General features: G+C 71.5%; 7 protein-coding genes. 6 read left to right on the top strand and 1 reads right to left on the bottom strand.

Going from position 1 to position 12,555, the window contains the following annotated elements; all coding sequences use genetic code 11:
* Positions 1-60: 60 nt before the first annotated feature.
* The 5 genes from infB (at position 61) to pnp (ending at position 7,009) form a co-directional block, all read left to right on the top strand.
* Entirely contained in the window at positions 61-2,655 is a 2,595-nt protein-coding gene (gene infB, locus EDC50_RS03070) for a translation initiation factor IF-2 (protein WP_123768983.1), read from the top strand.
* Between the two features lie 112 nt (positions 2,656-2,767).
* Positions 2,768-3,109, top strand: coding sequence for a 30S ribosome-binding factor RbfA (gene rbfA / locus EDC50_RS03075; protein ID WP_123768984.1), 342 nt, complete (start codon positions 2,768-2,770; stop codon positions 3,107-3,109).
* A 238-nt stretch (positions 3,110-3,347) separates the two neighbouring features.
* The gene (truB, locus tag EDC50_RS03080) at positions 3,348-4,271 is read left to right on the top strand and encodes a tRNA pseudouridine(55) synthase TruB (RefSeq protein WP_123768985.1); all 924 of its coding nucleotides are present in this window, start codon (positions 3,348-3,350) and stop codon (positions 4,269-4,271) included.
* Between the two features lie 230 nt (positions 4,272-4,501).
* Entirely contained in the window at positions 4,502-4,762 is a 261-nt protein-coding gene (rpsO, locus tag EDC50_RS03085; RefSeq protein WP_123768986.1) for a 30S ribosomal protein S15, read from the top strand.
* A gap of 138 nt (positions 4,763-4,900) precedes the next feature.
* The gene (pnp, locus tag EDC50_RS03090; protein WP_123768987.1) at positions 4,901-7,009 is read left to right on the top strand and encodes a polyribonucleotide nucleotidyltransferase; all 2,109 of its coding nucleotides are present in this window, start codon (positions 4,901-4,903) and stop codon (positions 7,007-7,009) included.
* Positions 7,010-7,232: 223 nt separating this feature from the next.
* On the opposite strand, the gene dinB is transcribed toward pnp, so the two are convergent.
* Entirely contained in the window at positions 7,233-8,318 is a 1,086-nt protein-coding gene (dinB, locus tag EDC50_RS03095) for a DNA polymerase IV (protein ID WP_123768988.1), read from the bottom strand.
* Positions 8,319-8,483: 165 nt separating this feature from the next.
* Here dinB and EDC50_RS03100 point away from each other — a divergent pair, with 165 nt between their 5' ends.
* Complete coding sequence (locus tag EDC50_RS03100) at positions 8,484-12,548, top strand: ATP-binding protein (protein ID WP_123768989.1); 4,065 nt, start codon at positions 8,484-8,486, stop codon at positions 12,546-12,548.
* The last annotated feature ends 7 nt before the right edge of the window (positions 12,549-12,555 follow it).

Here is a 12,555-nt window from a genome sequence, read left to right on the forward strand (position 1 = left end):
CGCCCTACAATCACCGCTTCGGGATTTCCCGCGGCGGAAAAAACGGAAACCGGAAACCGAATGTCGCAGCAAACCACCATCCGCAAGCTGGCCGAACTGGTGAACACGCCGGTCGAGAAGTTGCTGGAGCAGCTGGCCGAAGCCGGCATGAACTTCAGCGGCCCCGACCAGGTCGTGACCAGTATCGAGAAAGTCAAGCTGCTCGGCTTCCTCAAGCGCGCCCACGGCAAGTCCGACGCCGGCGAAGCCGTCGCCGCGCCGAAGAAGATCACGCTGAACCGCAGCCGCAAGCAGGAAATCACCGTCGGCGGCGGCAAGAACAAGACCACCGTCGACGTGGTGGTGCGCAAGAAGGTGACCCTGGTCAAGCCGACCGAGTCCGCGCCGCCGGCCGGCCTCGACGACGAACGCGCCGAGATCCTGCGCAAGCTGGAGGAATCCAAGCAGCGCAACCTCGAGGAGCAGCGCCGCCTGGCCGAGGAGGACCGTCGCCGCGCCGAGGAGGCCGAACGCGCCCGCCGCGAGGCCGAGGAGGCCGCGCGCCGCAAGGCCGAGGAAGAGGCGGCGCAGGCGGCCGTCGCGACCACCGCCGGCGGCGGCGAAGACGAAGCCGCCGCGCCGCGCAAGGCCGCCCACGCCAAGCCGGCCGCGCGCGAGCCGGCGCGCGCCGACGACCGCGCCGGGCGGCACAACAAGCCGCGCGGCTCGCACGCGATGGTCGCCGAGGTCGAGGACGACGACGCGGCCAACCGCTTCGCCGGCCAGTTGCACCTGAGCGCCAGCGATCGCGCGCGCCGCTCCAGCAGCGCGCGCGGCAAGGCCAAGCCGCGCCGCCAGGCCGAGCCGGTGCGCTCCGGCGGCGGCCAGCACGGCTTCTCCCGCCCGACCGCGCCGATCGTGCGCGAGGTCGCGATCGGCGACAGCATCACCGTCGCCGACCTGGCGCAGAAGCTCGCGCTCAAGGGCGGCGACGTGGTCAAGGCGCTGTTCAAGATGGGCGTGATGGCGACCATCAACCAGACCATCGACCACGACACCGCGGTGCTGGTGACCGAGGAGCTCGGCCACAAGGCGGTGCGCGCCGAAGAGGCGACCGCCGAGGACGCGCTGCTCGCCCACATCGAGGAAGTGCAGGGCGAGAAGGCGCCTCGGCCGCCGGTGGTCACCATCATGGGCCACGTCGACCACGGCAAGACCTCGCTGCTGGACTACATCCGCCGCACCAAGGTCGCCACCGGCGAGGCCGGCGGCATCACCCAGCACATCGGCGCCTACCACGTGGAAACGGCCAAGGGCGTGATCAGCTTCCTCGACACCCCGGGCCACGCCGCGTTCACGTCGATGCGCGCGCGCGGCGCCAAGCTCACCGACATCGTCGTGCTGGTGGTCGCCGCCGACGACGGCGTGATGCCGCAGACCAAGGAGGCGATCTCGCACGCGCGCGCCGCGGGCGTGCCGTTGATCGTGGCGATCAACAAGATCGACAAGTCCGACGCCGACCCGCTGCGGGTCAAGAACGAGCTGCTCGGCGAGCAGGTCGTGGCCGAGGAGTTCGGCGGCGAGACCCAGATGGTGGAGCTGTCGGCCAAGACCGGCCAGGGCGTCGACGACCTGCTCGACGCGATCCTGCTGCAGGCCGAGGTGCTCGAGCTCCGGGCCGTGCCGACCGGCCGCGCCACCGGCACGGTCATCGAGTCGGCCCTGGACAAGGGCCGCGGCCCGGTCGCGACCGTGCTGGTCCAGCAGGGCGAACTGAAGAAGGGCGACTACCTGGTGTGCGGCGTGCAGTACGGCCGCGTGCGCGCGCTGTTCGACGAGAACGGCAAGCAGGTCGACAAGGCCGGCCCGTCGATCCCGGTGCAGGTGCTCGGCCTGTCGGGCGTGCCCGACGCCGGCGACGACTTCGTCGTGGTCGAGGACGAGCGCCTGGCCAAGGACGTCGCCCAGCAGCGCGACGCCAAGCGCCGCGAGTCGCGCCTGGTCGCCCAGGCGGGCAACCGCATGGAAGACATCATGGCGCAGATGGGCAAGGGCGAAGGCCAGGCCACGCTGAACCTGGTGATCAAGGCCGACGTGCAGGGCTCGGTGGAGGCGCTGCGCCAGGCGCTGACCGCGCTGTCCAACGACCAGATCCGCATCAACGTGATCCACTCCGGCGTGGGCGGCATCACCGAATCGGACGCCAACGCCGCGGTCACCGCCAAGGCCACGATCATCGGCTTCAACGTCCGCGCCGACGCCGCCGCGCGCCGGATCATCGAGACCAACGGCGTGGACCTGCGCTATTTCTCGATCATCTACGACGTGATCGACCAGGTGAAGCAGGTGGCCTCGGGCATCCTCGGCGTGGAGATCCGCGAGGAGATCATCGGCATCGCCGAGGTCCGAGAGGTGTTCCGCAGCTCGAAGTTCGGCGCGGTCGCCGGCTGCATGGTGGTCGAGGGCGTGGTCAAGCGCCACAAGCCGATCCGCGTGCTGCGCGACAACGCGGTGATCTTCGAGGGCGAGCTGGAATCGCTGCGCCGCTTCAAGGAGAACGTCGACGAGGTGCGCAACGGCACCGAGTGCGGCATCGGCGTGAAGGCCTACAACGACGTCAAGCCGGGCGACCAGATCGAGTGCTTCGAGCGCGTCGAGGTCCAGCGGACGCTGTAAGGGCGAGGCGCCAGCGGAGGGGAGCGGGGCACGGCCGTGGCGCCCCGCGTCCGTTCCTCTCCGGCCCTCGGTTTCCATCGGTTTGTCGTTTTCCCAACGAGTCGCTCGCTCCATGCCCAAGACGTTCCACCGCACCGACCGCGTATCCGCCCAGCTCCGCCGCGAACTGGGCGCGCTGGTGCACGAGGCGGTGCGCGAGCACGGCCTGCCGTCGGTCAGCGTCTCGGACGTCGAGGTCACCCGCGACCTCGCCCACGCCAAGGTGTTCGTGACCGCGCTGCAGCCGGAACGCGCCGAGGAGGCGATCAAGGCGCTGCGCGAACTCTCGCGCGACCTGCGTTTCCAGCTCGGCCGCGCGATCCGGATGCGCCACGTGCCCGAGCTGCATTTCCACTACGACGACTCGGTCGACCGCGGCGAGCGCATCGACCGGCTGCTGCGCGACATCGACTGAGCCCGTGCGGGCCGCTACGCGCCGCCGCATGCGCGGCGGGCGCGGGCTTGCGCAGCGGCCGCCGGAGGCGCAAGTTCGGACGGCGCTCGCGGCCCGGGGCCGTCCGCGCGCAAGCGGGCAGGGTGGCGCCCGCATTCAGGGGGATCGACAAGGAGAGGGGAATGGCCGCACGCCCACAACGTTGCCGCAGCCGGGACCGGGCGCGTCCGGCGTTTCCGCACGCGGGTCCCGTCCGCGCATGAACAAGCCCAAAGCCCGCTTCCGCGCGCTCGACGGCATCCTGTTGCTGGACAAGCCGCCGGGCCTGAGCTCCAACCAGGCGCTGCAGCAGGTCCGGCACCTGTTCCGCGCCGAGAAGGGCGGGCACACCGGCAGCCTGGATCCGCTCGCGACCGGGCTGCTGCCGCTGTGCTTCGGCGAGGCGACCAAGATCGCGGGGTTGCTGCTGGGCGCGCGCAAGGCCTACGAGGCCGAGGCCGTGCTCGGGGTGGTCACCGACAGCGACGACGCCGACGGCGCGGTGCTGCGCGAGCGGCCGCTGCCGGCGCTCGACGAAGCCGCGATCGAGGCCGCGCTGGCGCCGCTGCGCGGCCCGATCCGCCAGCGCGCGCCGATCTATTCCGCGCTCAAGCAGGGCGGCGAGCCGCTCTATGCCAAGGCCCGCCGCGGCGAGCCGATCGAGGCGCCGGAGCGCGAGGTCGAGGTCCACCGGTTCGAGCTGCTCGGGCGCGACGGCCCGCGCCTGCGCCTGCACGTGGAATGCGGTTCCGGTACCTACGTGCGCAGCCTGGTGCGCGACCTCGGCGAGGCGCTGGGCTGCGGCGCCCACGTCGCCGCGCTGCGCCGGCTCTGGGTCGAGCCGTTCCTCCGGCCGCGCATGTACACGCTGGATGCGCTGCGCGGGCTGGCCGAGCGCGGCGAGGACGCCCTGGACGCGTGCCTGCTGCCGGTCGAGGCCGGGCTGGAGGCCTTCCCGCGCGTCGATCTGGATGCGGAGGGCGAGCGCCGGCTCGGTTTCGGCCAGAGCGTGGCGTGCGTAGCGGGCGCGGACGGGCCGGTCGCGGTGTTCGGCGCGACCGGCCGCTGCCTCGGCATCGCGCAGCGCCAGGGCGATCGCCTCGCGCCGCAGCGGCTGTTCCGCTGGGCGGTGAACGCGGGATGAGGACGGGGGGACGCGCCGCGGATGAGGCGGCCGAGCGCCCGTTCCGTGACCGGCCCGGCCGCGCCGAGGCGCGCGCCGGTCGCAATCGCCGGCCCCGGCTGGTACAATTCCGGCGCTCTCCGTCTTCGGAGAGGTACTTCCCTTCAAGCAAACGGCGAGCCAGGCGGTGCGTCGCGGCGGCAGAGGCCGCAGCCGGACGTTCCTGCGGGCCACGCATCTACGAGGCATCCATGTCCATCGACACCCAGAAGATCATCGAAGAACACAAGCGCGGCGCCAACGACACCGGCTCGCCGGAGGTCCAGGTCGCCCTGCTGACCGCGCGCATCGAGCAGCTGACCGGCCACTTCAAGGTCCACAAGCAGGACCACCACAGCCGGCGCGGCCTGCTGCAGATGGTCAACCGCCGTCGCAGCCTGCTCGACTACCTCAAGCGCAAGGACAACGAACGCTACAAGGCCCTGATCGAAAAACTGGGCCTGCGTCGATAAGCCCGACGACCGCCGCGGCGCAGCGATGCGCCGCGGTTCGTTTTTGCGCTCCACCCGAACAAGGCCGCGCGAGCGGCCGCACCGGCGGCGGCAGGGGCCGCGGCCGGAACGAATCGAAACGACAGGAATAGAACGAACGTGGCAAAAATCACCAAGACCTTCCAGTACGGCAGCCATAAGGTGACGCTGGAGACCGGCGAGATCGCCCGCCAGGCCGGCGGCGCGGTCATCGTCAATATGGACGACACCGTACTGCTGGTCACCGCCGTGGCCGCCAAGACCGCCCGCGAAGGCCAGGACTTCTTCCCGCTGACCGTCGACTACCAGGAGAAGTTCTACGCCGGCGGCCGCATCCCCGGCGGCTTCTTCAAGCGCGAAGGCCGCGCGACCGAGAAGGAGACGCTGACCGCGCGCCTGATCGACCGCCCGATCCGCCCGCTGTTCCCCGAGGACTTCAAGAACGAGGTCCAGATCATCGCCACGGTGCTGTCGCTGAACCCGGAAATCGACGGCGACATCCCGGCGATGATCGGCGCGTCCGCCGCGCTGGCCCTGACCGGCTGCCCGTTCCAGGGCCCGATCGGCGCCGCCAAGGTCGGCTACAAGAACGGCCAGTACATCCTCAACCCGACCACCAGCCAGCTGCTGGAGTCGGACCTCGAGCTGGTCGTCGCCGGCACCCGCAACGCGGTGCTGATGGTCGAGTCCGAGGCCAAGGTGCTGTCGGAAGAGGTGATGCTCGGCGCGGTGATGTTCGGCCATCGCGAACTGCAGAAGGTCATCGACGCGATCAACGAACTGGTCGCCGAGGCCGGCGCCCAGCCCTGGGATTGGACCCCGCCGGCCAAGAACGAGGCCCTGATCGCCGCGTTGAAGGAGTTCGTCGGCGGCCGCCTGGCCCAGGCCTACCAGATCCGCGACAAGCAGCAGCGCCGCGAGGCGATCGCCGCGATCCGCAAGGAGGCGGTGGAGGCGCTGACCCCGCGCGCCGAGGCCGAGGGCTGGAACCTGGCCGACCTCACCAAGGAGTTCGGCGAGCTCGAATACCGCACCCTGCGCGACGCCGTGCTCGACACCAAGGTCCGCATCGACGGCCGCGCGCTCGACACCGTGCGTCCGATCGCGGCGAAGGTGTCGGTGCTGCCGCGCACCCACGGCTCGGCGCTGTTCACCCGCGGCGAGACCCAGGCGCTGGTGGTGGCCACGCTCGGCACCGCGCGCGACGGCCAGATCATCGACGCGATTTCCGGCGAGTACAAAGAGAACTTCCTGTTCCACTACAACTTCCCGCCGTACTCGGTGGGCGAGGCCGGCCGCATGATGGGGCCGAAGCGGCGCGAGATCGGCCATGGCCGCCTGGCCAAGCGCGGCGTGCTCGCGGTGATGCCGAGCCTGGAGGAGTTCCCGTACACCATCCGCGTGGTCTCGGAAATCACCGAGTCGAACGGCTCCTCGTCGATGGCCTCGGTGTGCGGTTCCTCGCTGGCGCTGATGGACGCGGGCGTGCCGATCAAGGCGCCGGTCGCGGGCATCGCGATGGGCCTGGTGAAGGAAGACGACCGCTTCGTCGTGCTCAGCGACATCCTCGGCGACGAGGATCACCTGGGCGACATGGACTTCAAGGTCGCCGGCACCGCCGAAGGCGTGACCGCGCTGCAGATGGACATCAAGATCCAGGGCATCACCGAGGAAATCATGAAGACCGCGCTGGCCCAGGCCAAGGCCGGTCGCCTGCACATCCTCGGCGAGATGGCCAAGGCGATCACCGCGCCGCGCGGCGAGCTGTCCGAGTGGGCGCCGCGCCTGCTGACCATGAAGATCCATCCGGACAAGATCCGCGAAGTGATCGGCAAGGGCGGTTCGACCATCCAGGCGATCACCAAGGAGACCGGCACGCAGATCGACATCCAGGACGACGGCACCATCGTCATCGCCTCGGTCAACGCCGCCGCCGCGCAGGCCGCCAAGAGCCGCATCGAGCAGATCACCTCGGACGTCGAGCCGGGCCGGATCTACGAGGGCAAGGTGGTCAAGATCATGGACTTCGGCGCGTTCGTGACCATCCTGCCGGGCAAGGACGGCCTGGTGCACGTCTCGCAGATCTCCAGCGAGCGGGTGGAGAAGGTCTCCGACAAGCTCAAGGAAGGCGACACCGTCAAGGTCAAGGTGCTGGAAGTCGACAAGCAGGGCCGCATCCGCCTGTCGATGAAGGCGGTCGAGGAAGGCGAGGGCGTCACGGCCGACTGAGCCGCCGCGTTCTGTGCGCACGAAAAAAAGCGGGCTTCGGCCCGCTTTTTTCGTTTCGTTGCTTCCGCCGGACAGGTGGATCGAAGAGCAGGCCCGGCGATTTCGGCATGCCGGCTTGCGCCTCCAAAGCCGCGGTTTGTCCATGTGAGCGCCTCGGCCGATCCCTCGGCTGCCCGGGCCGGCTCCGGGCGAACAAGCATCCGACCGCTTCCCGGCCGCGGGCTCAACCGAACAGGTCGCTCTGCGGCGGCAACTCGTCCTCGCCGACGAAACCCGACAGGCCGACGCCGACCAGGCGATAGCGCGTGTGCGCATCGAGCGGCACGCGCTCGCGCAGGTCGCAGGCGATGCGCGCCAGCCGTTCCAGCGAATCCGGCGGCTCGGCCGGCGTCAGGCTGCGGGTCAGGATGCGGAAGTCCGCGGTCTTGAGCTTGAGCACCACGGTGCGCGCCACGCGCCGGCTGCGTTCGCGTTCGCGCAGGTAGCCGTTCCAGGTCTTCTCGCCGAGCCGGCGGATGTGCGGCTCCAGCTCGCCCAGCGGCAGATCGGTCTCGAACGTGTCCTCGCTGGAGATCTGCAGCGTCGGCCGTTCGCTCACCACCGGGTGGTCGTCGATGCCCAGCGACAGCTCGTGCAGGCGCCGGCCCCAGCGGCCGAAGCGCAGCTCCAGTTCCTCTTCGCCGAGCGAGCGCAGATCGGCCACCGTGCTCACGCCCAGTTCGGCCAGCCTGGCTTCCATCACCTTGCCCACGCCGGGCAGGCGCCCCACCGGCAACGGCGCGAGGAATTCCTGCACCCGGTGCGGGCGGATCACGAACAGTCCGTCCGGCTTGCGCCAGTCCGAGGCGATCTTCGCCAGGAACTTGTTCGGCGCCACGCCGGCCGAGGCGGTGAGCCGCAGTTCCCCGCGGATCGCGGCGCGGATCGCCTCCGCCACCGCGGTCGCGGTCGGCAGGTCGGACTTGGGCGCGGTGACGTCGAGGTAGGCCTCGTCCAGCGACAGCGGTTCGATCAGGTCGGTATGGCGGGCGAAGATCTCGCGCACCTGCCGCGACACCGCCTTGTAGCGGACGAAATCCGGCGGCACGAATACCGCCTGCGGGCACAGCCGCTCCGCGCGCACCGCCGGCATCGCCGAGCGCACCCCGAACCTGCGCGCCTCGTAGCTGGCCGCGCACACCACCGAGCGCGCGCCGCGCCAGGCGACCACGACCGGCCGCCCGCGCAGCGACGGATCGTCGCGCTGCTCCACCGACGCGTAGAACGCGTCCATGTCGACGTGGATGATCTTGCGAAGCGTGTCTGGCAACGGAGGAGCGCAGCCGGGCGTTAGTCAAAATGCTAATTCAGCCGCCCGGCCGGCGCCAGCGCGGACGCGCTCCACGGCGCCGCCGGCGGACGTGGGGCGTTTAGACAAAGCCTTGCGGACGGCTGGATAAGATGCGCCGCTTGCCCGCCCGCTCCGGAGCCCGCCTTGAACGACGTCACCCCGCCTCTGGCATCGCACGGCGAAAGCGACGCGCTCGCGTTCCTGTCGGGTGGCGGCGAGGTCGCATCGCTGATGCGCGCCATGGACTGGTCGAAGACGCCGCTGGGGCCGATGGCGGGCTGGCCGCAGAGTCTGCGCACCGCCGTCGCCATCCTCCTGCGCTCGCCGGTGCCGATCGTGCTGCTGTGGGGCGAGGACGGCGTGATGATCTACAACGACGCCTACTCGGTCTTCGCCGGCGCGCGCCATCCGCAGCTGCTCGGCTCCAAGGTACGCGAGGGCTGGGCGGAAATCGCCGACTTCAACGACCACGTGATGAAGGCGGGCCTGGCGGGGAAGCGGCTCGCCTATCGCGACCAGCACCTGGTGCTGTATCGCCACGGCGTCGCCGAGGACGTCTGGATGAATCTCGACTACAGCCCGGTACCGGACGAGAGCGGCCGGCCGGCCGGGGTGCTGGCGATCGTGTCCGAAACCACCGAGCGGGTGATCGGCGAGCGCCGCCTGCGCACCCTGCGCGAGCTCGGCCTGCGTACCGCCGGAGCGGATTCGGTGGAGGCGGTGTGCCGCGCCGCGGTCGATGCGCTGGCGGCGGCAAACCGCGCCGACCTGCCGTTCGCACTGATGTATCGCATCGACGGGGAGCGGCGCGCGCGCCTGGTCGCCGGCCATGGCGTCGAACCCGCGACGGGTCGCGCCGAAGTCGACCTGGGCAGCGGCGACGAGGCGCTGGCCCCGCTGGTCGCCGCCTGCGCGCGCCGCGCGCCGGCGGAAGGCCGCACCGCACCGTGGCTGGGCGCTGCGCCGGCGCCGGACCGCCTCGTCGCGTTGCCGATCGTCTCCGGCGACGACGTCGCCGCGCTGCTCGTCGTCGGCGCCGATCCGTTCCTCGCTTCGCGGCCCGGCTATCGCGACTTCCTCGACCTGGTCGCGGCGCAGATCGCGCGGGCGGCGACGAGCGCGCTCGCGCTGGAGGAGGAGCGCCGCCGTGCCGAGGCGCTGGCCGAGCTCGATCGCGCCAAGACCGGCTTCTTCGCCAACGTCAGCCACGAGTTCCGCACCCCGCTCACGCTGATGCTGGGGCCGCTGGAGGAGATGCTGGGCAGGCCGCAGGCTTCGTGCGACCCGGGCGACCGCGCGCTGCTCGAGGCCGCGCACCGCAACGGCCTGCGCCTGCTCAAGCTGGTCAACTCGCTGCTCGACTTCTCGCGGATCGAGGCGGGCCGCGCGCAGGCCAGCTACGAGCCCACCGACCTGGCCGCCTTCACCGCCGACCTGGCCAGCAACTTCCGCTCGCTGTGCGAGCGCGCCGGGCTGCGCCTCGTGGTCGATTGCCCACCGTTGCCGGCGCCGGTGCACGTCGACCGCGAGATGTGGGAGAAGATCGTCCTCAACCTCGTCTCCAACGCGTTCAAGTTCACGTTCGAGGGCGAGATCGCCATCGGGCTGGAAACGCGCGCCGACGCCGCCGTGCTGACGGTGCGCGACACCGGCACCGGCATCCCCGCGCACGAGTTGCCGCGGCTGTTCGAGCGCTTCCATCGCATCGAGGGGGCGCGGGGCCGCAGCTTCGAGGGCAGCGGGATCGGCCTGGCGCTGGTGCAGGAGCTGGTGCGGCTGCACGGCGGCGAGATCGACGCGACGAGCCAGGAAGGGCAGGGCAGCGCGTTCGCGGTGTCGATTCCGTTCGGCACGGCGCACCTGCCGCGCGAGCGCCTGCGACCGGCGCGCGCGCTCGCGCCCACTGCGATCCGCGCCCACGCCTACGTCGAGGAAGCCCGGCGCTGGCTGCCCGACGCGGCCGGCAGCGCGGCCGCGCAGAGCGTCGCCGATTCGCTGGCCGACATCCTCGCGCATGCGGGCGCGGAGCGCGCCCGGGTGCTGCTGGCCGACGACAACGCCGACATGCGCGACTACGTCCGCCGCCTGCTCGGCGCGCGCTACGAGGTCGAGGCGGTGGCCGACGGCGAGGCGGCGCTGGCGGCGGCACGGCGGCGCCGCCCCGACCTGGTGCTGACCGACGCGATGATGCCGGGACTGGACGGCTTCGGCCTGCTGCGCGCGCTGCGCGGCGACCCCGCGCTGAAGGACGTGCCCGTGGTGGTGCTGTCCGCGCGTGCCGGGGAGGAGGCGCGGGTCGAAGGCATGGAGGAAGGCGCCGACGACTACCTGACCAAGCCGTTCTCGGCGCGCGAGCTGAGCGCGCGCATCGATGGCCATCTCGCCCTGGCGCGGACCCGGCGCGAACGCGAGGCCGCGGTGAGGCGCCGCGCCGAACAGCTGCAGGCGCTGGCTTCGGCCTCGCTCACGATCGCCGCCGCGCCCACGCTGCAGGCGAAGCTCGACGCGGTGGCGCAGGCGGCGCGCACCATCGTCGGCGCGCGGCGCAGCGCGGTCAGCCTGGCGCCGTCCGATCCGCTCCTGCAGGCCGAAGGCTTCGCACCGGATGCGCGCGGCGAACACGATGCGGTGCGCGCCGATGCCGGTGCGTACGCCCTCGCCGGCGCGGTGGACGGGCCGGCGCATCCGCCCCGGGACGCCGCATCGGGAGGGACCGGCGCATCCGATGCGCTGGCCGGCGCGGCGGCGATGCCGGCGGGCGCCAGCGGCATGCCGGGCGCGGACGAGGCGCCGGGCCTCGGTGCCATCGCCGAGAGCGACTGGCTCGCCGCCCCGCTGCTGGCGTCCGACGGCCGCACCCTCGGCTTCGTCCGCCTCGCGGAGAAGACCGGCGGCGGCGCGTTCGACGCCGAGGACCGGGCCATCCTCGTGCAGTTGGCCCGTTTCGCCTCCAACGCGATCGAGCAGGCGCAGGCGGACGCCGCGCTGCGCGAACTGAACGAGACGCTCGAGGCGCGCGTGCGCCAGGCCGTGGCCGAGCGCGCCAGCGCCGAGGAGCAGCTGCGCCATGCGCAGAAGATGGAGGCGATCGGTCACCTGACCGGCGGCATCGCCCACGACTTCAACAACCTGCTCACCGTGGTGATCGGCAACATCGAGTCGATCCAGCGACACCTGGGCGCGGGCGCGCCGGAGCGCCTGCGGCGCTCGGCCGAGAATGCGATGCAGGGCGCGTTGCGCGCGGCGACCCTGACCCAACGCCTGCTCGCGTTCTCGCGCCGCCAGCCCCTCGAACCGAGGCCGACCGACCTGAACCGGCTCGTCTCCGGCATGTCCGAACTGCTGCGCCGCACCCTCGGCGAGGGCATCCAGGTGCGGACGTTGCTCGGAGACGGCCTGTGGCCGGTCGAGATCGATCCGAACCAGCTCGAAAGCGCGCTGCTCAATCTCGCCATCAACGCGCGCGACGCCATGCCGGACGGCGGCCGCCTGACCATCGCCACCGCCAACGCGGTGCTCGACGCGCCCGGCGCCGGCGAGGCCGACGCGCGGCCCGGCCGCTACGTCGTGGTGGCGGTGAGCGACACCGGCGTCGGCATGCCGAAGCACGTGTCCGAACGCGCGTTCGAGCCGTTCTTCACCACCAAGCCCACCGGCCACGGCACCGGGCTCGGCCTGTCGCAGGTCTACGGCTTCGTCAAGCAGTCCGGGGGGCACGTCAGCCTGTGCAGCGAGCCCGGCGCCGGCACGACGATCGAGATCTACCTGCCGTGCTTCTGCGGCGACGCCGAGCAGGAACCCTCGCCGGCGGCCGCCCCCGAGCCGCGCAAGGCGACGGTACTGGTGGTCGAGGACAACGACGGCGTGCGCGATTTCAGCGCCGAAACCCTGCGCGAGCTCGGCTACCGCGTGATCGAAGCCCGCGACGGCCCGATGGCGATGCGCCAGCTGGAGCTGTACGGCGGCAGCATCGACCTGCTGTTCACCGACGTCGGCCTGCCAGGCATGAACGGCGTCGAGCTGGCGGAGGAGGCGCGCAGGCGGCTGCCGGGGCTGAAGGTGCTTTTCACCACCGGCTACGGCGGCGACGCGATCGTCCGCGACGGCCGCCTGATCGCCGGCATCGAGATGATCGGCAAGCCCTTCACCTACGCCGAGCTGGCGGCGAAGGTGCACGCCATCGTCGCCGGCGAGGGCGGGCACGGCTGAGCCCCGT

Source organism: Vulcaniibacterium tengchongense, assembly GCF_003814555.1.
Lineage (GTDB): Bacteria > Pseudomonadota > Gammaproteobacteria > Xanthomonadales > Xanthomonadaceae > Vulcaniibacterium > Vulcaniibacterium tengchongense.